We start from the raw sequence: 19985 nt of genomic DNA, 5'->3' as shown, positions 1-19985 counted from the left end.
CGTAATGGATACAATGGCGATATTGCAAATGACAATACCGCCATGAGTACCACTGAGCTTCCGGACCTCAAGCTGCTTCAGCTTTTCGACCTGCTTTACGACGTGCGAAGCGTCACGCGCGCCGCAGAGGAGCTCGGGCAAAGTCAGCCGACGGTCAGCATCTGGCTGGGTCGCTTGCGCGAGCATTTGCAGGACCCATTGTTCGTTCGCACGCCGGGCGGTATGACGCCCACGCCGCAGGCTGACGCGCTGATCGGGCCGTGCAGGGAAATTCTGGAGTCGCTGCGCCGGTTCGCTGCTTGGGAGATCTCGTTCGATCCCGCCACCGCCAAACGACGCTTTCGTATTTGCATGACGGACGCGAGCCACATTACGCTGCTGCCGCGAATGTTGGCGCATTTGCGGGCGCAGGCGCCGGGCGTTCGGCTGGAAGCGGCAAGGATCGACGGCAATACGGAGCGGGCGCTCGAATCCGGCGAGGCGGATCTTGCGATCGGGCACGTGCCATGGCTGGGGGGCGGTATGTACCAGCAACAGCTTTATATGCAGGACTGGGTATGCCTTGCGAACCGCAATCATCCTCGCGTGCGTGCGCGGCTGAGTCTGAAGCAATACGGCAGCGAGGGGCATGTCGTCATTGCGGCTGGCACGGGCGGCCAACTGCTCGAACAGGCGTTATTGCGCGAGAACATCGAACGCGACGTCGTGCTCGAATTGCCCGGCTTCCTCGGACTCGGATCGATCATCAAGTCGACCGATCTGATCGCTACCTTGCCACGGCACATTGGCGAGACGCTGGCGCGGACGAACGACGTCGTGGTCCATTCGTGTCCTTTTCCGGTAGACAGGTTCGCGGTGCGCCAGCACTGGCACGCGAAATACCATCACGAAGCCGGCAATCGATGGCTGCGCTCGGTCGTCGCGGATCTGTTTCTCAATGGGAGCAGACGCTAGCTGCCGAGGCTGCTGCGGACGAGGACAGAGAGCATTCGCACTGAACCAGATTCTCCGCCTTCATCGGCTTCGTCAAAAAGAACCCTTGCACGAAGTCGCAGCCTGCGTCGCGCAGCGCATGCAGCTGTTGATTCGTTTCGACACCCTCGGCCGTTACCTTGATGCCGAGTTCGTGCGACATCTGAATGATGCCCCGGACGATCGACGCGACCGCCGAGTCGCGGCCCAGCCTGGCCGTGAACGAGCGGTCGATCTTGACGATGTCCGGCGAAAAATCGGCCAGATAGCGCAGGCTCGAGTATCCCGTTCCGAAGTCGTCGATGGCGATGCGCACGCCCAGGCGCTTGAGCGCCATTAGCGTTGCCTGCGCGAGTGAGGGGTTTTCCATCAACGCGCTTTCGGTCAGTTCGATCTGCAGGCAGCGCGGCGGCACCCGGTGTTTTCGCAGCGCCTGGTCGACTATCGCGACCAGCGAGTCATCCCGCAACTGACGCGCGGACACGTTCACCGACATCGACAGCCCTTTTTTGCCGGCGGCCTGCCAGACGGCGAGTTGAGCGAGGGCCGCGTCCATGACCCATGCCCCGACTTCGACGATGAACCCGCTTTCCTCCAGGATCGGGATGAAGCTGCCGGGACCCACCAGACCTCGCGCTGGATGATTCCATCGAACCAGTGCTTCGACGCCTTTCACCGTCAGAGAGGCCGGCTCGTGAATACCCTGGAAATGCAGCACGAACTGGTTCGACGCCAGCGCCGTGGGCAGATTGCACTCCAGTTCGAAATCTCCGAGCACATCGCTGGACGCTTCGTCGGCGAACCGGAAGCCGTTGCGGCCGCCTTTTTTCGCCGCATACATCGCGATGTCCGCGCTCGTCAGCAGCGCCTCGTGATCGCGGCCATGCTCGGGATAGATGGATATGCCGATCGACGCCGTGACGAACGGCGCGGCGTGGTCTTTTCGAACGTCGCTTGAAAACAGGTTCAGAAGAGACTGCGCGAGGCTTGCCAGCGTGACCTTGTCGCTCTCGCCCCTGACGATCACCGCGAACTCGTCTCCGCCGAGGCGCGCGACACAGGCATCCGGCGGAAGCGCGCCCTGGATGACTTTGGCGATGTCCTGCAGCAGACGGTCAGCGGCCGTATGGCCCAGCGTATCGTTGAGGACCTTGAAGCGGTCGAGATCGACGAACATCAGACCGAAGGCGACGTTCTGCCTGCAAAGCTTCTTCATGTGGCGGATCAGCGCGCCGCGGTTAGCCAACCCCGTCAGCCCATCGGTGTAGGCCAGATGGTCGAGTGCCGCCAGGCGTTCCTGTTCCAGCGTGATGTCCTCGCTGACGCCGACGATGCGCACCACGTTCGCGGAGCCATCGCACACGGGGTAAGCCGTGCTTCTGATCCAGCGCAGGCAACCGTCCGGGCGGCGGATGCGGTATTCGAAGCGGCCTTCCGACACTTCGGACGCGATGCGGTTCATCTCGGCGAGCAAAGGCTCCAGATCCTCCGGCACCACGAGGTCGAGCCACGCCGAAGGCCGGTTGCTGAGCTCTTGAGGCGTAATGCCGAACACGCGTTCGACCCCCGCGCTGATGTGATGACAGTGTTCGAAATGCGAGCTATACGAATAGAACACGAGCCGGACATGCAACTCCATCTCATGCATCAGCTCATCGCGTTCGCGCAGTGTCTTCAACAGTTCCGATTGCTGGGTGACGTCCTCCGACGCACAAAGCAGCGCGGTCACCGCGCCGTCGTCGCCTGTTACTGGCGTGAGCGTCGAGTTCCACCATTTGGTGCGCCCGCGCGTCGTCGCGCAGCTTCCCGTGAACGATGTGCTGTTGCCGGCGGCGGCGCCCGCCAAAGCCTGCTCGGCCGCCGCGCGGTCCTCGCCGGTCCAGAAAGCGAGCCAGTCCGCGCCGGACAGTTGCTCCGGCGACTCCGCTTCCATCAACATCGCGCCATGCTCCGACACCCGCAGCATTTTTCCGTCGGTAGAGAGCACCTTCAGGCAGTCGCGATTCGCATGCAGAAGCCCGCTCGCCAATGCGGTGGCGGCGCTTTGCCGCGCGTGATCCAGGCCGAGTTTGCGACGAACGATCGCGAGGCCGGCGACGCCGGACATCATCGACAACGCAACACGTAGAGTAGTCGCCGCTTCACTGGCCGCTTGATGCACGAGAGCGCCGACGCCAACGCCGGCAATGACGGCGATGCAGAGACTCGTCAGCGGTATGGTCCTGCGTTGACCATACCGCGACAGGAAATAGGAAAGAAACTGCTGGTTGCGGGCTGACCAGCCATTCGGGTGTGCGTCGCTATCGACCCGGGACTCAATCGGGTTGGGTTTATTGGGGCACGAGGCCGCTTTGAATCTCACGCTGTTCTCCGACTACCGGGTGGAGCGACGGCTCGAACGCTGCGAGCCGCCTCACTTTTACGATTACGGTAGATTTTCACGAATCTTTAATGCGGGGAAACCAGCGGGAGCCGCGGATCGCATCGGACCGGGACGAGTTGCGCACCTGTCAGTCTTCGCGAGGCTGGACCTGCGCGAATTGACGAATGCGCTCCGCAAGAGCGGGTATGCCCGAGTCGCGAGCGACATAATGAGCGACCTGTCGGGTGGCCAGATCGATGGTCACCTGGTCGTCCGGGGTTTTCGTATTGGGTCCGTCGACGGCGGGATGGTATTCGATGCGCAGCTGCCTCGCGTTGGCGACGAGCCGTAAATAGCCGAAGTTGCGGTCGTCGTAGCTTTCAAGGACGACCGCATCGGTGTCTTTCGACGCGGCCTGGATCAGCTGCGGCGCGCGAAGGGGCGGCTGTCCGTTGGTGGTGAGCCGCTGCACCTCGTGACCGCCGTTGCCGCAAACGATGTAAGGGATGTGGGTGCCATCGGAACGGGTTCGCGTAAAGCGCTGATAGTTGTGCGCGTGTCCCGCGAGGTCCGCATGCGGCCAGATACCGACCTCATCGCAAACGGTATCGATCTGCTGTTGCATTTCCACGCTCCAGCCGTGACGCCCGCGCGCCACATACGGCGGATGGTGATGCGCGAACAGCAGCGCGCCTCGATAGTTCTCTTTCTTCACCCGCAATAACGCCGCTTTCAGGAACTTCAGCTGACTGTTGCCGATGTGACGGTCCGCGATCACACCAGGGTCCTCGAGCGTATTGCTATACAACGCGATGATGCGCACGAACGGCGCCTCGAACGTGAAGAAAACGCCTGGCTGAATTTGCGCGGTCCGCGAAAGGTGGCCCGCGTCGGGAGAGACCTGGAAGCAGTCGGAGCAGAAGTTCCTGAGAAACGCCTGCAGGCTTTTCTCATGCTTCAACGGCGAAACCATTCCGTCGTGGTTGCCGGCAGCGGCGAGAATCGGCGCATGATAGTTGCGATACGGTTCATAGAACTGATCGTAGTAGTACTGCGCCTCGCCAAAGCTGTAGACGATGTCGCCCAGCAGAAAGTTGAATTGCGGCACCTCGGCGGGATCGGCTTCGTCGAAGTCGCTGACCATCTTGTCCGAGACTTCGTTCTGGGTGGACGGACCTTTGGTACTGCCGCAATCGCCGGTGGCGTGAAAGACGATCTGTCCACTCTCGCTGATCGTATCGAGCAGCTTCTGGTTGTTGTTCACCACTTCGGCAAACGTCAGCCGGGGCTCGGTGCCGCCGCGCGGCGGCGGAAACGGCAGCGCCTTCAGCTTGTGCTCGCGGTTCAGTTCGTCGATGACCTTGTAGGCCGCGGTGTCGGATGCGTGCCTGACCACGAAAGTTTGCGGGTCCGGCGTGGGCTGCGGTTGCGAGAAAACCGGCGCGGCGAGAATCCTGCTACCGCGGTTGCCGCGTGCGGCTGGCGATTCGTCTGAACGCTTCTTCGGCATGTGCAATCCTCCTTGATCGTCGAACGGGGAGCGGCCACGCGGTTGTCGGCGAACCGTCAGCATGTGGCGGCGCCGTCCGTGGCCGGACGCACCGTTCAGACGAACGTAAAACGAGGAAGTTCAGATACGGTTGCCGTTGCGCAACCCGTGCGGCGCGAATTGCGAAGCATCGTTTTCACATACGAAAGCCGGGTTCGAGGTGAACACGCGTCTGGTTACGACGGCACGAACACGCCCACCGCCGCCAGCGCCATCGCGAGCGTTGCGAGCCATCCTCCCCAGGCCAGCACGCCCTTGACGGCGAACTGTCCCATGACCCGCCGGCTTCGCGCGATCAGCATCATGACGACCATGATCGGCACCGCGGTAATGCCATTGATCACCGCGCTCCAGTAGAGCGCACGGATAGGGTCGAAATGCATGAAGGTGATGGCCACACCGCCGACGATGGCCAGTGCGATCACCGCATAGAATTCGCGCGCGAGCGTCAGATGCAATGCCAGACTGCTACGCCAGCGAAAGCTGCCCGCGGCGGCGTAGGCGGCCGAGCCGGCGAGAACCGGCAGTGCGAGCAGGCCGGTGCCGATGATACCGAGCGCAAACAGGACGTAAGCAAAACGCCCGGCAAACGGCTCGAGCGCGCGCGCGGCATCGGCCGAGGTTTTCACTTCGATGTGATGCAGATGCAGCGTAGCCGCCGCCGTCAACATGATGAAAAATGCCACGAAGTTCGACACGCCCATGCCGACCCAGGTATCGAAGCGGATTCTTCGCAGCTGCGCGGGCGCCTGGTGCGGCACGCGGCGCAACGGCGCCTGTTGCGGTGCCGAGCGCATTTCTTCGACTTCCTGCGACGCCTGCCAGAAGAATAGATACGGACTGATCGTCGTGCCCAGCACCGCGACGATCATGGTCAGATAGTCCGACGTCAGCGAGATGCGCGGCAACACGATCGCGCGCGCGACTTCGCCCCAAGGGATCGGCACGATGAGAGCGACCGCGACGTACGCAAGAAGCGATAGGGCGGTCCACTTCAGAATCCGCGCGTAGCTTTCGTAGGGGACAAAAATCTGCAGGATGACCGAGAACGTCCCGAGGCAGACGACATAAAGGTGCTGCGGACCTGGCAGCAGCAGTCCGGCCGCGGCGCCCATCGCCGACAGGTCAGCGGCGATGTTGATCACGTTTGCCACGACGAGCAGGGCGACCGCGCCGTACAGCAGCCACGCCGGATAATGCACGCGGATGTTCGACGCGAGGCCCTTGCCGGTCACCCGGCCAATCTGCGCGCTCACCAGCTGGATCGCGGTCATCAACGGATACGTGATCAGGATCACCCACAGAAGGTTGAACCCGAACTGCGCGCCTGCCTGCGAATAAGTGCCGATGCCGGAGGGATCGTCGTCGGCCGCGCCCGTGATCAGGCCAGGGCCCAGGCGTCTGATCCAGGATCGCTCGACGGGATCGCGTACGGCGGATTCCGGCTCGATCAATTTATCGTCGTTCATATATATGTCACCTCGCCGCCACATTTAGCAAATTGCGGGCCCGGGGTGTTCGTGGCGGCGTTGCGCGGCTTCGGCAAGCAGATGCGAAGCGCGGCTTCGGTGGAAATACGCGGAAATACTGGCTTCTACAGGGAACGAACGAACTTCGGGCCGTGCCGACGGACACCGTCACCCATGATGCGCAGGAGTCTTCGTCTGCAATTGGATCAAGTCGATTGCGTAAAGCAATTCTTCGAGCACGATGGGCTTGGCAACGATGGCATCGACCTTGCCAGCGAAACTGGCTGCGTCTTCCGGCCGCGCCAGCGCGATGATGCGCGGCTTATCGATGCTTGTATCGAAGCTCTCCACGAACCACAACGCTGTCGTAATCGAATTGACGGGAATGTCGAGAATGATCAATTGGCGCGATGGCTCGAGCCATATTTCATGCCAATGGTCGAAACCGAGCGCTTTGGAGCGTCCATATCCTTTTACATTGAGCAGAACACGCAAAGAATCCCGGACCGCCTTGTCGTGCCCAACGATGACGACCGCGCCGAGGCATTGTGATGGTCTCTTCACGGCGTGGGCCGTTGCGGCCCGCAGTTGCCACTGGCAGCGCTGCCATTGCACCCGGGTCAATTCGTAGTCGCGCTGCGCTCTTGACAGCGCATTCAGCGATGTTGCCGGGTTACTTCTCAACTGTTGCAGATCGCGAGTCGCCTGGTCCAGTGCGGTGCAGGCGACGCAGAAGGCGAGCTTGTCTTCTGCCGTCGGTCCCGGATTCGAAGATGACACGCCGCGTTTCTCCCGAGCCGGTATGCACGTTTTGTGCCGTTGACCTTGCTCATTCCCGCAGCATAGGGCGGCGGGGCGCAAAATTCCAGGCGCGGTTCAGTTCATTCGCGGCTTGAACGCATACTGCTCGATCTCGCCGCCGCGTGCGACCACCGCCGTGCTCTCGGGGATTTCCTGCCAGATGCCCGGCAAGTCGGAGAGCGGCTCGGACAGCACGAGAAACGCGTTCTCGCCGGCCGTCCTGATGCGCTCGTCGTCCGGATACAACTCGCGCAGATGACGGAACGACGTGCTGTGAAACAGCGAGCGCGACTGCCCTTCGCTCGAATAACGGACCGCGATGATCTGCTCGCCGTCGGTCGCACACACGGTCATGTTCAGCGGTTCATCGATGCCATGCCGGCGGCCGGTGGCTTCGACGAAGCCGACCATCCGTTCGAGCGCGGTGACCGGCGTGAGCTCCAGCCCGAAGGACAGCGCGAGAAAAAACAGCACCTCGGAATCGGTCGAGCCCTCGATGGAGGGGAATAGTTCGGGGTCGATCTGCACCATCAGATCGCGGCGCACCTTCGGGTAGTTGCGCACCAGCCCGTTGTGCGCGAACAGCCAGCGGCCGTGGCGGAACGGATGACAGTTGGTTTCCTGCGACGGCGTGTCGGTCGCCGCGCGTATATGCGCAACGAATAGCGGCGAATGGATCGCCCGTGCTGCCTCGCGTAGATTGCGGTCGCTCCATGCGGGCTGGATGCAGCGGTAGCGAAACGGAATGTCGGTGGGATGGCCATACCAGCCGATCCCGAAACCGTCGCCATTGGTGGTGGTGGCGCCGAGCCGCGAATGCATGCTCTGATCGATCAGCGAATGCCGGGCATTGAACAGCACGGTTTCGAGCTGAAGCGGGTTGCCGGTATAAGCGAGCCAACGGCACATGATTGCTCTCCTGTCGGTTGCGCATCACAAACCTACACCACCGCGCGGGCGGCGTTTGTAGGACCAAAGTCCGATTGAGGGAGACTTGACGCATGTCACCATAGATGGAGACGTTGAGTGTGCCAAGGAGCGTCCGTGCCGGGCATCAAGGCAGCCCTTCAGGCACGAAGCGGACGTGGTCCGCAGTTTGTCCGTTTCAAATCCCCTTCGCGACCTTGCGCCGACCCACTCCGATAGAGGCAGGACGCACATGAGCCATCTCCTGGACAGGTTACGTTACTTTACGGCCCTCCGTCCGCAGTTTTCGGATGGTCACGGTGCTGTCACAGATGAAGACCGGCAATGAAGATGCTTACCAGCCAACGCTGGCAGCACGACAAGATAGTTCGTTCCACTCATGGCGTGAACTGCACGGGGTCCTGCTCCTGGAAGATCTATGTCAAGGGCGGCATCGTCACCTGGGAAACGCAGCAGACGGACTATCCGCGGGGTCGGTGCTGCGGGCGGTAGGCGGAGCGCTGGCCGATCGCCTCGGCGCCCATAGCGTGACGTGGTAGGGACTATGCGTCGCGTGGATCTGCCTGTTCCAGCTGTCGTATCCGCCGACCGATTTCGTGATTCACACGATCGACGGTACCGCGAGCATTCACCTGCGCGTAACCGTCTATGCGTTCGTTGCGCTGGCGTTCCTGCTCGGCGCGGCTTTCGCGTTTGGCATCGCGTCGAACTTCAAGTACGTGGCCGACGATTTTACGGAGATCATGGGCGTCGTCACCGGGATCGTCGGGCTTGCAGGGGGCCTGGGCGGATTCCTGCTGCCTATAATCTTCGGCATCCTGCTGGATTTTTTCAGGGTGCGTTCGACCTGCTTCATGTTCGTTTACGGGATCGTCTGGGTTTCGCTGATCCTGATCTATCTGTCGGATGTGCGGCATACACCGGTTGCGGGTTCTGTTGCCTGACCGTGTTTGCCAACGCGCAGTGCCGAGAATCGCGCAGGCTGCAGGCTTTGCCTGCCAGCCTGCTTTTTTGCTGATGGAGGTGCCCAATGAAACGCCGTGAACTGTTGGTTGCGCTGGCCGCAGGCGCGCTCGCCGAGGGTTCTACCAGCCTGGCGCACGGAGCCGAGGCGAAATTCACCGATCAGATCGAGTTGCCCAAGCCCAACCTCACAGGCACGGTGTCCCTCGAGGAAGCCATCGCAAAGCGCAGGTCCGTGCGCAGATTCGCGTCGAAGCCGCTGCCGGTCGAGGTCATCGGCCAATTGATGTGGGCCGGGCAGGGCATCACCAGCTCGGACGGCAAGCGTGCGGCTCCGGCGGCCGGCGCTTTGTATGCGCTCGAACTGTACGTGGTGACTGCTACGGAGGTGATGCACTATCTGCCGCAAGGCCATCGGGCAGAGAAGCGCGCCAGCCACGACCTGCGCCCCGAACTGCGAGCGCTTGCGGTCAATCAGGCGTCGGTCGAGGCGGCCCCGGCCTTGCTCGTGGTGGCCGCCGACCCCAGCAGGCTGACCGCGAGATATGGCGGGAGAGCCAATCTGTATGCCGATCTCGAAGTCGGGCATTCGACCGAGAACATGCTGCTGCAGATCGTCGCGCTGGGGCTCGTCGCCGTGCCCGTGGGCGCCGTCGACGGCGCTCCGGCGGCGCGCAAGCTCGGGCTGCCTCGCGGCCAGACCGTCCTCTATCTGATCCCGGTAGGCTATCCGGCCTGAGTCGTTGCGACAGGCGCGATGCGTTCGATCAAGCCTTGGCGAGTTTTACGGTCTCCAGCGCCGTGCGGTAATCGGCCAACGCCTGGGGCTGTGCTCGCTTTGTTGCACGACCGGCAGTAGCGTATCGACGCAGTCCAGCGCGTCCGTCAATCGCCCGAGCACGATCAGCGAGCGCGCCGCATCGAGACGACCGTGAAACATCGCGTCGCGCGGTCCGGCCCGTTCCACCATGTCGATGAGCTGTCCCATCTCGGCCTTGACGCGCGCTCGGTCGATGGGCCAGTGGCGGTCAATCCAGTTCCGAAGTGCGCGAACCAGCACCACGCAATCGTCGTACTCACACTGCAAGCTATCCATTGCCACCCTCAGCCGTATCGCGGGTCGGCCTGACCGAGCCGTTCATTGGGGGAACAAACCCTCTGCGTCTCGCCTGCGCATTAGTATACGAAGCAAGCGGCGCGCCACGTGTCGCCGATGCTCTCTTTCGTTACTAGAGCGGGCTCGGCCATGTTCTCGCAATTCGGGCTCGAAGAATATCCATCGGGCGGAGGGAAAGCGCTCCTTCAATTCGTGCTCGAGGTGGTTGATCGTGCGCACCATGTCGTTCGCACTGTCGTGCGGTTCGAGTTCGGCCTGAATCGCAATCACCAGATCCTCCGACCACTTCAAGGCGATCAGACTGACGATGCGACGGACTTCGTGGCGCTCGCTGAGCCACGCGCGCATCTCCTGGCGTATGCGCTGGTGCGCCGATTCACCGACGAGAAGCGATTGAATCTCACGCATCGAGAACAGAGCCGTGACCATCAGCACGACGCCGACGCCGACACTGCCGAGCGCATCGTAAAGCGGATTGCCGGTGAGCACCGTAATGCCGATCGCGATCAGGGAGACGAGCACGCCCGTTACCGCGGCGACATCCTCGCTGACCGCGAGCATCACGGACGGCCTGCCGCTTTCCCTGAACCATTTCAGTAGCCCGCCGGCGCGATGGCGGGGTTCGATCGTGCGAATGGAGGCTCTGAGAGCGACTGCCTCGATCACGCCGGACACGCACAACACGGCGATCGCGAGCAAAGGCTGTTCGAGCCGTGAGTGATGGATTGCTCGAAAGCCGCCGATCACCATCGACGCAACGCCGCCGAAGATGAAAAGCTGCAGCGCCACCAGCATTGCGTAGACATAGGTCGCGCGACCGAAGCCGAGTGGATGTTGCTCGTCGGGCTCGGCTCGCGCGGCGCGATGCCCGACGAGCAGCGCAATCTGGTTCAGACAGTCGGCGCTGGAGTGTACGGCTTCGGCGAGTGCGGACCCCGAGTTGGTGTAGAACGCGACGGCGAACTTGCACACGGCGACAGCGATATTCGATGCGAGGGCGTAGTAGACCGCCCGTGGCGCAGATATGTGCCGCCCGGACCTGGCCCTCATGAGCCTATCTCCTTGTTCGAATCGAAAATGGGCGATTCCCGAGCCTGGAGATTGAACAGCATAAAGCAGGCCTCGAGACGCTGGTCGATTACAGGGGAGTCCAACCGATCAGGCGTCCGTTGCGGTGTGCGAGCTGGAACATTCCCATCGGCCCTCTGTCACCTCTGTTGAGGAACCAGACGAATGGAGATGCAACATGACTTCCTACGCGAACCGGCCGACACTTCTTTTCGGTGTTTCGGAGCGGGCAGTGGAAGCCGCGCTCGCGCCGCTGATCGAAAACGGCACCGTGCGTGTATGTTTGAACGCGCGGCGCGTTTCGGGCTATTGCCTGAGCGGTGCGCGTCACGTCGTGAATGGAGCCGCAGCGACCGAAACGACACACGAAGACGCGGTCACAACCACTATTCGCGACATGGTCGGCTGTGCGCTCTTTCGAAGGCGCGCTTGCCGGATATGACTCGCAATTGCAGCAGCATCGCTCGCTTGCCATGCTCGCGCGACGGTGAGGCAGTACTCGCCGCCTGCTCGTAAAGGTGGCCGAAGCTGCGATTAGACAGGGCCTTCGCCGACGCATCATTGCGTGCAGCGAAGGCTTCCTTCAAACGAGACCGAGCACACCGAGGCGCGCTTGGCCGATGAGCTCGAACGACGCATCAGCGTTAGGCGGATGGAATGCGCCCGCACGTACATCGCGATATAGCCGTTCCAGTTCCGCACGCCGCGCCAACGCGCCGGCCCCGGCAATTTGCAGCGAAAGGTTCACGACGCGCAGCGCGCCATCCACCGCGTGCTGTTTCGCGGCCAGCAGTTTCGCGATCCACGGTTCGGGCTCCGGTTGCCCGGACCACCATCTATCGGCGACGCGTTCCAGTAATGCCTCGATGCTGTCGAGTTCGATCGACGCCTCGGCGACGCTGCGCTGCGTGAGAGGCTTGTATGCGTAGGTCCTGCCCTGCAATGCGGCGGATGAGCGCGTGGTGGCGGACGCAAGCGCGAGAGCGAACGCACGTTTTGCCGCGCCGTAGTACACGGCGGCCAGCCCCGGCAGGACGGCGCCGAGAATGCCGTCGACGAACGGATCGTTCGGCGGTCCGGCAGGCAGCACGCGAATTACGCGATCCTTGCGCGCCACGGCGCCCTCAAGCAGGGTATCGTCGCTTTGCGTCGCGCGCAGGCCGAGCGCGTCCCATGTCTTGACCGTGCGATGACCCGGCGCGCTGCGCTCGATAAACGCATGCACGATCTTAGGATGCGCGGGGTCCGAGTCGTCGAGTCCGTGAACGCCGAGCCAGTCCCAAACGGGAGCCAGCGACGTGAAAATCTTGCGGCCGTCGAAGCGGTAGCTGCCGTCGGCGAGCGGCGTCGCCTTCACGAACGAGTGGGCGAGACCCAGATCGTTGCCGGGTTCACCGTGGCCTGCGGCGAAGACCTTGCCGGCTGCGGCCTCGGTAAGAATCCATTGCGCGGAGTTGTCGCTAAGCCGCCGCAAATGCAGCGCCGCGCCGATCCAGTATTGATGCATGTTCAACGCGAGCGCCGTGGCGGGCGCACGTCCCGCGAGCCGGATCTGCTGCTGGATGAATTCGGGCAATGTAAGCCCCAAGCCTCCCAACTCGACTGGCACGCTCGCACGCAGAAATCCCGCCTGTTTCAGCTCGTCGAGGTCTTCGGCAAAGAATCGGTTCTCACGATCGTATAGCGCCGCGCGCGTACCGATGCGATCGAGCAGCGCTTCAGAGAGCAACGAACTGGATGTGTTGGCGGCTTGCGCTTCGTTATTCGTGGGGGCGGATAGGTCGGGTTCCAGTGCCGTACTGACTGTGCTCACAGTGATTTTCTCCTTCTCCCATACGACGATTGTTCAAGCGAAGTATTTGTCGTCGGGGACGACGCCCAGCGAAATGAAAATGCGGTTCGTGTGGTTGAACCACGACGCCGTTTCAACAGCTTCGAGAATGGCCAGCTCGGAAAGGCCTTCGCCACGCAGCCGCTCGAAATCTTTTTGATTCACGCTGCGCGGGTCTTGCGTCACCTTGATCGCAAGATCGGCGAGTGCCTGCTCACGCGACGAAAGCCCCGCGAAATGAAGGTCCGTGGCAATGCGGCGTGCTTTTGCCGGATCGTCGAGCGCGGCGCCCAGTGCGTGAGTGTGATGAAGCGCGCACAGACCGCAGCGGTTGGTCGTGGAGACAACGACCGCGATCAGTTCGCGTTCGACGAGCGGGAGCTTCCCGCCTGTCGCGCCAAACAGTTGTTCGAAGTAACGGACGAAGCGCCGGGTGGTGTCCGGATTCAACGCGAGCGCGCGAATCCAGTTATCGCCGTCATGCGATTGCACGAGCCGCTCGATGTCGTCGGGAAGGGCGTCATTATTGGCGTGTCTGAGCCGCGAGAGCGCGCTTTCCGCTTGAGTGTCAACAGCTGCTGTCATATCAATGCTCCTTGGACGGGTTGCCGCGAGAAGAGAGACTGATGCGCCTGATTATCGTCAGCGGCTTGCCGCGCGCGCCAATATTGATTTGGCATTTGCATAGCGGCGCGAATGCGTTTCGACGCAGTGAAACGAATGCCCCTGCGATGGCGTCGAAGAGTGCCGCGGCGTCGCCGGAAAAAGCGTGATCGACGTTGTTGATTCGAAGGCCTCGGAACGCGGCGACGTTCGATCGTCCAGAAAAGATTAGCGTTTGATACGCGTAGTGAAATCCAATCCATCAAACCTTGTTTGCCGTTCTTTTATGCGAACGCTAGATTGAGTCCATACAGCAATGGATCGATGGAGGTCGCATGGCCACGGCAATTTTCCCGAGTGGGCTGCTGCATCCCGTGCGGACCTTGCGGCAGCGTTATGCGAAGCGTTCATCGGCACAGTCCGATGAGCGTTCCGACGGACTACGCGCGCCAGACGAGCGCGCGCAATCGGCGGAGCGGATCGCGGCGTATGCGCGCGGCGGCTATTTCCATATGGAATACACGCCTGGCATGTTTGTCGTGCCGCACGATCCGCCGCCGGATTGAATGGCAAGCAGCGTTTCCGTAAGTCGCAGCGACTAAACCGATGCTTCTTTAGAAATGAAAATAAATTGGTTCGGCTTCGGTCGCCGATCTCTCATAGTGTCTCCTGATGGCTATAGGCGGTTGCATTCGCCATTGTCTAGAAACAGCGCGTAAGGAATCGCGCTATATCGAAGGAGACGTCATGACGCTTGAACTCGCAGAACGATCCACCGACGCGCTGCTCGAAAGCGCCCGCGCACGCGCTGCCGAAGCGGGCCTGTCCTATGCGGGCGGCGTGCCGCCGCAAGACGCGTGGGCACTCGTTCAGGCCGGCGCCGCAGTCCTCGTGGACGTGCGCACTGCCGAGGAACGCAAATTCGTCGGACTCGTGCCGGACAGTCTGCATGTTGCATGGGCAACTGGCACGAGCCTGACGCGCAATCCGCGCTTCGTGCGCGAGCTTGAAGCGAAGACCGGCAAGGATGCGGTCGTGCTGTTGCTGTGCCGCAGCGGCAACCGCTCCGCGCTGGCGGCCGAGGCTGCCGCGAAGGCGGGCTTCACGCAGGTTTTCAACGTGCTGGAAGGTTTCGAAGGAGAGCTGGACGACGCGCAACGGCGCGGCGCCAGCAATGGTTGGCGTTTTCACGGCCTGCCGTGGATTCAGGACTGATGCACCTGAAACGGTCCGCGCTGCACTTTATGGGGAGTCAACGCTGTGGCAGTGTTCGACGTCGATGAAATAGTTCAGGCGCTTCAGACGGTGCGCCAGCAGTGGCGTGAAGTGCAGAAGCGTTCGCTCGAACCAGGCGGGCGCGAGTTGCCGGGGCGCGAAGCGCTCGCGGACATCGTCGATACGCTGAAGGGTGTGCTTTTTCCGATGCGTCTCGGGCCCGCCGATCTGCGGCAGGAGAGCGAGAACTTCTACGTCGGGCATGCGCTCGACGCGGCCTTGCATGCGCTACTGGCGCAGGCGCGGCTGGAGTTGCACTACCGCACCCGGCACGACCCACCGCCCGCGGCCCTGGTGGAAGCGCAGGCAAGCGTCGCGGTGCGCGCGTTCGCGACGCGCTTGCCGGCAATCCGCACGCTGCTCGACAGCGACGTGCTCGCCGCGTTTCATGGCGACCCCGCGGCGGGCAGCGTCGATGAAGTGCTGTTGTGCTATCCGGGCGTGCTCGCGATGATTCACCACCGCATCGCGCACGAATTGTACGGACTCGGTTTGCCGCTGCTGGCGCGGATCGTTGCTGAGCATGCGCATGCGCAGACCGGGATCGATATTCATCCCGGCGCGAAGATCGGCGCGGCGTTCTTCATTGATCACGGCACCGGCGTGGTGATCGGCGAGACGGCCGTGATCGGCGAGAGGGTGCGCGTCTATCAGGCGGTGACGCTCGGCGCCAAGCGCTTTCCTCGCGACGCGCAAGGGCACCTGGAGAAGGGGCACGCGCGTCATCCGATCGTCCAGGACGACGTGGTGATCTACGCGGGCGCAACCATACTCGGACGCGTGACGCTCGGCCGGGGTTCGGTGATCGGGGGCAATGTGTGGCTCACGCAGGATGTCGCGCCGGGGTCGCACGTGACGCAGGCGGTGTCGCGCAATGAAGGCACCGGCGTTGCCGTGCCGGGCGAACGCACGTCACGCGCGCAGCGGGAGGACGAACCTCTCGTGACGGGAGCAGCGCGATGAGCGGCCTCGTCAGGGAATTCGGCGCGGCGGTCAGACGGATTCGCGAGACTTATGGCTGGTCGCAGGAGCAACTGGCCGAGTACGCCGAACTGAACCGCTCCTATGTCGGCGAGATTGAACGCGGTGCCGCGATCGCATCTATCGTCACGGTCGACAAACTCGCGCGCGCGTTTCAGGTGCCGATAGAACGTCTGCTCAATCCTGCCGCTGCAACTGCGGAGGTCGATCCCGCTTCGCTGCGTTAGATCGAACGTTGCTGTCTATAGCATGTTGAAGGGCCGGGGTTGGCTCTCGATAATCTGTTCCGCTCATAAGCTTTCCCGATTTTCATCTAACAACCCCGGAGCAACAGATGACAGCAACAGTGGGCGGCCTGACGGCGCTCGGCGATACCGCAGCACGGCAACTAGCTAATGCCACCAAAACCGTTCCGCAACTCGCGACGATCACGCCGCGTTGGCTCACGCACCTGCTGCAGTGGCTGCCGGTCGAGGCAGGCATCTATCGTCTGAACCAGGTGAAGAATCCTGAAGCGGTGGTGGCCGCCTGCACCGCGCGTGAAGATGAGAGCGCATTGCCGCGCACTTTTGTGCCGTACGAGGAAGCGCCGCGCGAGTATTTTCTCAATGCGGTCAGCACGGTGCTGGATGTGCATACGCGGGTCTCGGATCTGTACAGCAGCCCGCACGATCAGATCAAGGAGCAACTGCGCCTCACGATCGAAACGATCAAGGAGCTGCAGGAAAGCCAGCTCATCAATAATCCCGATTACGGTCTGCTCGCCAACGTCGCTGAAGAACAGCGCGTGTTTCCGTTGACCGGCGCGCCGACCCCGGACGATCTCGACGAGCTGCTCACGAAGGTCTGGAAAGAGCCCGCGTTCTTCCTCACTCATCCGCTCGCGATCGCCGCGTTCGGCCGTGAATGCACGCGCCGTGGCGTGCCGCCGCCCACCATCAGTCTGTTCGGCTCGCAGTTCCTGACATGGCGCGGTATTCCGCTGATTCCGTCGGACAAGGTGCCGGTTGCGGACGGCAAGACCAAGATCCTGCTGCTGCGCGTCGGCGACAAGCGCCAGGGCGTGGTCGGCCTGTTCCAGCCGGGTGTCGCGGGCGAGCAGGGTCCGGGGCTGTCGGTCCGCTTCATGGGCATCAACAATCATGCGATCGCGTCGTATCTGATCTCGCTCTATTGCTCGCTCGCCGTGCATTCGCCGGACGCGTTGGCGGTTCTCGATGACGTGGAGATCGGCAAGTACCATGACTACCCAGACACCTACAAGTAAGCCGATGGACAACGTCCTGTCGCACGAAGTGCCTGACGGTCCTCCAGCGGGATTGCCCGACCCCGCGCTTCTGGCGTCGCTCGCTAACGCGTTCTTCTCGGCGCTGCCGGGCAATGCGCCCGATACGTCGGCAACGCCGGGTCTCGCGGGCACGCAGCCGTTCACCGCGCCCGTGACCAGCGAGCTCGGCAATCCAGCTCCGGCTGGTTCGCCGCTCGCGGGACCCGGAGGCACGGGCACCGGCATCCCGGGCGCGGCGTTGCCGCAAGGTCACGTGCCGGGCGGCAACCTGCTGCCTTCGCCGACGCACGTTCTGTCGCTGGGGCATCGCGCGCCCGCGCTGGTGCCGCATGCGGCGGCTCAGAACGGCTTGCCCGATAACGTGGTGACGGTAGCGCCCGCGCTCGATCCGCCTTTTGGCAGCGCCGCGCTGGGTGTGCCGGAAGGACAGGGCGCGCAGCGTCAGGGCGGCGGTGGAGCGCTGGCAAGGCAGTCGGCTTCGCCTTACTACTTCCTCGGCGATGCGACGCACTCGCGAGAGACTTCCGCCGTGCCGCCGGAGATCGTCGTGCCGGGCTGGCAGGAAGTGACCGCGCAATCGCTCGGCTTGCCTGCTGTTGACGGGCCGCTTGTCGAACAACGCTTTCCGTATGACCGGGCGGCTGCTTCACCCGCAGCGGCGCAACCCGCGAGCCCGTCACACTATTTCCTGAATATGCAGGATCGTTCTCGCACGCCGGGGCAGTCGCTTCATGGCGCGCAGAACGTCCCGCAGGCGGCAAGCGCGGCGCATCCACCGTTCGACGTGAATGCGATTCGCCGCGACTTTCCGATTCTGCAGGAGCGCGTCAACGGCCGGCAACTCGTGTGGTTCGACAACGCCGCGACGACGCACAAGCCGCAGGCGGTGATCGACCGGCTCGCGTATTTCTACGCACACGAAAACTCGAACATCCATCGCGCGGCGCATGCTCTGGCCGGCCGCGCGACCGATGCCTACGAGGCGGCGCGCAGCAAGGTGCAGCGCTTCATCGGCGCGGCATCGCCGGAGGAGATCATCTTCGTGCGCGGCACCACCGAAGCGATCAACCTGATCGCGAAGACGTGGGGCGTGCAGAACGTTGGCGAAGGCGACGAGATCATCGTGTCGCATCTGGAGCATCACGCGAACATCGTGCCGTGGCAGCAGCTTGCCGCGCAGACCGGCGCGAAGCTGCGGGTGATTCCGGTCGATGACAGCGGGCAGGTTTTGCTCGACGAATACCGTCGGCTGCTGAATGACCGGACAAAGATCGTCTCGGTCACGCAGGTGTCGAACGCGCTGGGCACCGTGGTGCCGGTCAGGGAGATTGTCGAGCTTGCGCATCGTGCGGGCGCGAAGGCGCTGGTCGATGGCGCGCAGTCGGTATCGCACATGCGGGTGGATGTGCAGGCGCTCGACGCGGATTTCTTCGTGTTCTCGGGCCACAAGGTGTTCGGTCCGACCGGCATCGGCGTGGTGTATGGCAAGCGCGCGATACTCGAAGATATGCCGCCGTGGCAAGGCGGCGGCAACATGATCGCGGACGTGACGTTCGAACGCACGGTGTTCCAGCCGCCGCCGAATCGCTTCGAAGCGGGAACGGGCAATATCGCCGATGCGGTGGGCCTGGGTGCGGCGATCGATTACGTTCAGCGCATTGGTATCGAGAATATCGCGCGTTATGAACACGATCTGCTCGCGTACGCAACGAGCGTGCTGCAACCGGTGCCGGGCGTGCGGCTGATCGGCACGGCGCGCGACAAGGCCAGCGTGTTGTCGTTCGTGCTGAAGGGCTACGAAACCGAAGAGGTGGGCAAGGCGCTCAACGAGGAGGGCATCGCGGTGCGCTCCGGGCATCACTGCGCGCAGCCGATCTTGCGTCGCTTCGGTGTCGAGGCAACGGTGCGGCCGTCGCTCGCGTTCTACAACACCTGCGATGAGGTCGATGCGCTGGTGTCGGTGGTGCGGCGGCTGTCATCGCGACGCTGAAACAGGCGGCCAGCAATGGCCGCCGCTTCCTCGCGTGTGAAATGCGCGGGCGGCAAGCACGGCGATCGCTCCATGAGCGCCGCACAAAGCGCGATGCATAGCTGACACGCCACGATAGCCATTGAAGATTCGCTTCCTTCACCGTCGTCGCAAATTCCGTTATCGTTCATTGCGCTGCGGCGCTAACCTCGCATGGTTCGGGTATCCCGCGGCGCAACCTGGACACGGCAGCAACGGAGCGCCTCGGGCGCGTAACGCCTTCGCCGCGGTCCAGCCCAACAACGCATTCGGCGAAGCGCGAGACATGAGCACGCTTCGCCGACGAGCGTGACTGCGCGGTCGGCATCCATCCAGTCCGCACTGGCCGGTAACGGAGAAGATCGGCCTCGTCGCCACCGCCTCGACCACCTTCGACGCCCCTTACCATGTCGCGCGGCGCTTCGCATCGCTCGATCACATCAGCGGCAGGCGGGCAGGCTGGAACGTCGTCACGACGTCCAATCCCGATGCCGCGCTGAACTTCGGAGGCGCGGCCTGTTCCGTCGTGAATACGTGGGCGCGACGCTGCGCGAATATCTCGGGCTGCCACGGCCTGCCAATCGCTTCTTTCCCACCTGAGCGCCGCGCGTTCTTGAGTCCATTAGACTGGCGAAGTACCGCACTTGCGTCGCCGGACAGTCTCCGGCCTGCCCACATCTATTAGCCAAACATGCCGACCGGCAGCCCTTGCCGGTCGTGTCACATCGCGCCTCCGCGGCGCGGCTTGTCATCCTTGTTCCGCTCGAACAC

17 protein-coding genes and 3 pseudogenes are annotated in these 19985 nt (G+C 62.8%); 11 read left to right on the top strand and 9 right to left on the bottom strand.

The window, feature by feature from the left end:
• The first annotated feature begins 42 nt into the window (after window positions 1–42).
• Window positions 43–954 carry a LysR family transcriptional regulator gene (locus tag VSR82_RS31060; RefSeq protein WP_429455710.1) on the top strand — a complete coding sequence of 304 codons (912 nt, stop codon included), beginning with the start codon at window positions 43–45 and terminating at the stop codon, window positions 952–954.
• Here the strand turns inward: VSR82_RS31060 and VSR82_RS31055 are convergent.
• The 5 genes from VSR82_RS31055 to VSR82_RS31035 all read right to left on the bottom strand — a co-directional run bounded on the left by VSR82_RS31055 (window position 935) and on the right by VSR82_RS31035 (window position 8062).
• On the bottom strand, window positions 935–3334 hold the full coding sequence (locus VSR82_RS31055) for an EAL domain-containing protein (protein WP_498858314.1): 2400 nt from the start codon (window positions 3332–3334) through the stop codon (window positions 935–937). The genes VSR82_RS31060 and VSR82_RS31055 overlap by 20 nt on opposite strands.
• A gap of 148 nt (window positions 3335–3482) precedes the next feature.
• Entirely contained in the window at window positions 3483–4844 is a 1362-nt protein-coding gene (locus VSR82_RS31050; protein ID WP_429455708.1) for a metallophosphoesterase family protein, read from the bottom strand.
• 215 nt (window positions 4845–5059) lie between these two features.
• Entirely contained in the window at window positions 5060–6352 is a 1293-nt protein-coding gene (locus VSR82_RS31045) for an NRAMP family divalent metal transporter (protein ID WP_429455707.1), read from the bottom strand.
• 168 nt (window positions 6353–6520) lie between these two features.
• Window positions 6521–7132, bottom strand: a complete 612-nt coding sequence (locus tag VSR82_RS31040; RefSeq protein ID WP_429455706.1) for a response regulator receiver protein — start codon at window positions 7130–7132, stop codon at window positions 6521–6523.
• 96 nt (window positions 7133–7228) lie between these two features.
• Window positions 7229–8062, bottom strand: a complete 834-nt coding sequence (locus VSR82_RS31035; protein ID WP_368581747.1) for a class II glutamine amidotransferase — start codon at window positions 8060–8062, stop codon at window positions 7229–7231.
• A gap of 250 nt (window positions 8063–8312) precedes the next feature.
• On the opposite strand from VSR82_RS31035, the pseudogene VSR82_RS31030 reads away from it, so the two are divergent.
• The 3 genes and pseudogenes from VSR82_RS31030 to VSR82_RS31020 all read left to right on the top strand — a co-directional run.
• Window positions 8313–8557: pseudogene (locus tag VSR82_RS31030) on the top strand (nitrate reductase); the annotation flags it as partial.
• A pseudogene (locus VSR82_RS31025) lies at window positions 8551–9024 on the top strand (MFS transporter); the annotation flags it as partial. The pseudogenes VSR82_RS31030 and VSR82_RS31025, both read left to right, overlap by 7 nt.
• 86 nt (window positions 9025–9110) lie before the next feature.
• Window positions 9111–9782 (top strand): SagB/ThcOx family dehydrogenase, encoded by a 672-nt coding sequence (locus VSR82_RS31020; protein ID WP_410849367.1) that lies wholly within the window; start codon window positions 9111–9113, stop codon window positions 9780–9782.
• Between the two features lie 45 nt (window positions 9783–9827).
• Here the strand turns inward: VSR82_RS31020 and VSR82_RS31015 are convergent, their stop codons facing one another.
• From VSR82_RS31015 to VSR82_RS31000, 4 genes are all read right to left on the bottom strand, one after another.
• The gene (locus VSR82_RS31015; protein WP_498858313.1) at window positions 9828–10106 is read right to left on the bottom strand and encodes a hypothetical protein; all 279 of its coding nucleotides are present in this window, start codon (window positions 10104–10106) and stop codon (window positions 9828–9830) included.
• 75 nt (window positions 10107–10181) lie between these two features.
• Window positions 10182–11210: a cation diffusion facilitator family transporter gene (locus VSR82_RS31010; protein ID WP_498858312.1), complete on the bottom strand. Its 1029-nt coding sequence runs from the start codon at window positions 11208–11210 to the stop codon at window positions 10182–10184.
• A 601-nt stretch (window positions 11211–11811) separates the two neighbouring features.
• A complete protein-coding gene (locus VSR82_RS31005; protein WP_429455702.1) occupies window positions 11812–13041 on the bottom strand; it encodes an acyl-CoA dehydrogenase family protein in 1230 nt (409 codons plus the stop codon).
• A 33-nt stretch (window positions 13042–13074) separates the two neighbouring features.
• Window positions 13075–13644 carry a peroxidase-related enzyme gene (locus tag VSR82_RS31000; RefSeq protein WP_498858311.1) on the bottom strand — a complete coding sequence of 190 codons (570 nt, stop codon included), beginning with the start codon at window positions 13642–13644 and terminating at the stop codon, window positions 13075–13077.
• Between the two features lie 353 nt (window positions 13645–13997).
• Between VSR82_RS31000 and VSR82_RS30995 the strand changes: the two genes are divergently transcribed.
• The 7 genes and pseudogenes from VSR82_RS30995 to VSR82_RS30965 all read left to right on the top strand — a co-directional run.
• Window positions 13998–14228, top strand: coding sequence for a hypothetical protein (locus VSR82_RS30995; protein ID WP_429455701.1), 231 nt, complete (start codon window positions 13998–14000; stop codon window positions 14226–14228).
• A gap of 181 nt (window positions 14229–14409) precedes the next feature.
• Complete coding sequence (locus tag VSR82_RS30990) at window positions 14410–14877, top strand: rhodanese-like domain-containing protein (protein WP_429455700.1); 468 nt, start codon at window positions 14410–14412, stop codon at window positions 14875–14877.
• 45 nt (window positions 14878–14922) lie between these two features.
• The gene (epsC, locus tag VSR82_RS30985) at window positions 14923–15900 is read left to right on the top strand and encodes a serine O-acetyltransferase EpsC (protein WP_429455699.1); all 978 of its coding nucleotides are present in this window, start codon (window positions 14923–14925) and stop codon (window positions 15898–15900) included.
• On the top strand, window positions 15897–16145 hold the full coding sequence (locus tag VSR82_RS30980) for a helix-turn-helix domain-containing protein (protein ID WP_018436421.1): 249 nt from the start codon (window positions 15897–15899) through the stop codon (window positions 16143–16145). The genes epsC and VSR82_RS30980 overlap by 4 nt, the downstream gene beginning before the upstream one ends.
• Before the next feature lie 107 nt (window positions 16146–16252).
• Window positions 16253–17185: a family 2A encapsulin nanocompartment shell protein gene (locus tag VSR82_RS30975; protein WP_410848274.1), complete on the top strand. Its 933-nt coding sequence runs from the start codon at window positions 16253–16255 to the stop codon at window positions 17183–17185.
• A complete protein-coding gene (locus tag VSR82_RS30970; RefSeq protein WP_429455698.1) occupies window positions 17160–19196 on the top strand; it encodes a family 2A encapsulin nanocompartment cargo protein cysteine desulfurase in 2037 nt (678 codons plus the stop codon). The genes VSR82_RS30975 and VSR82_RS30970 overlap by 26 nt, the downstream gene beginning before the upstream one ends.
• Window positions 19197–19563: 367 nt before the next feature.
• Window positions 19564–19722, top strand: a pseudogene (locus tag VSR82_RS30965) (LLM class flavin-dependent oxidoreductase); the annotation flags it as partial.
• Window positions 19723–19985 lie beyond the last annotated feature (263 nt).

The sequence above is a fragment of the Burkholderia sp. JPY481 genome, from assembly GCF_038900515.1.
In the GTDB taxonomy this organism is placed as follows: Bacteria; Pseudomonadota; Gammaproteobacteria; order Burkholderiales; family Burkholderiaceae; genus Paraburkholderia; species Paraburkholderia youngii.
The sequence above is the reverse complement of the archived record's forward strand: the minus strand, read 5'-3'. Positions and strand labels throughout refer to the sequence as shown.

Coding starts and splice junctions, on each gene's coding strand:
- VSR82_RS31060 (WP_429455710.1), top strand. CDS start 43: ATGAGTACCACTGAGCTTCCGGACCTCAAGCTGCTTCAGCTTTTCGAC.
- VSR82_RS31050 (WP_429455708.1), bottom strand. CDS start 4,844: ATGCCGAAGAAGCGTTCAGACGAATCGCCAGCCGCACGCGGCAACCGC.
- VSR82_RS31045 (WP_429455707.1), bottom strand. CDS start 6,352: ATGAACGACGATAAATTGATCGAGCCGGAATCCGCCGTACGCGATCCC.
- VSR82_RS31035 (WP_368581747.1), bottom strand. CDS start 8,062: ATGTGCCGTTGGCTCGCTTATACCGGCAACCCGCTTCAGCTCGAAACC.
- VSR82_RS31020 (WP_410849367.1), top strand. CDS start 9,111: ATGAAACGCCGTGAACTGTTGGTTGCGCTGGCCGCAGGCGCGCTCGCC.
- VSR82_RS31010 (WP_498858312.1), bottom strand. CDS start 11,210: ATGAGGGCCAGGTCCGGGCGGCACATATCTGCGCCACGGGCGGTCTAC.
- VSR82_RS31000 (WP_498858311.1), bottom strand. CDS start 13,644: ATGACAGCAGCTGTTGACACTCAAGCGGAAAGCGCGCTCTCGCGGCTC.
- VSR82_RS30995 (WP_429455701.1), top strand. CDS start 13,998: ATGGCCACGGCAATTTTCCCGAGTGGGCTGCTGCATCCCGTGCGGACC.
- VSR82_RS30990 (WP_429455700.1), top strand. CDS start 14,410: ATGACGCTTGAACTCGCAGAACGATCCACCGACGCGCTGCTCGAAAGC.
- VSR82_RS30980 (WP_018436421.1), top strand. CDS start 15,897: ATGAGCGGCCTCGTCAGGGAATTCGGCGCGGCGGTCAGACGGATTCGC.
- VSR82_RS30975 (WP_410848274.1), top strand. CDS start 16,253: ATGACAGCAACAGTGGGCGGCCTGACGGCGCTCGGCGATACCGCAGCA.
- VSR82_RS30970 (WP_429455698.1), top strand. CDS start 17,160: ATGACTACCCAGACACCTACAAGTAAGCCGATGGACAACGTCCTGTCG.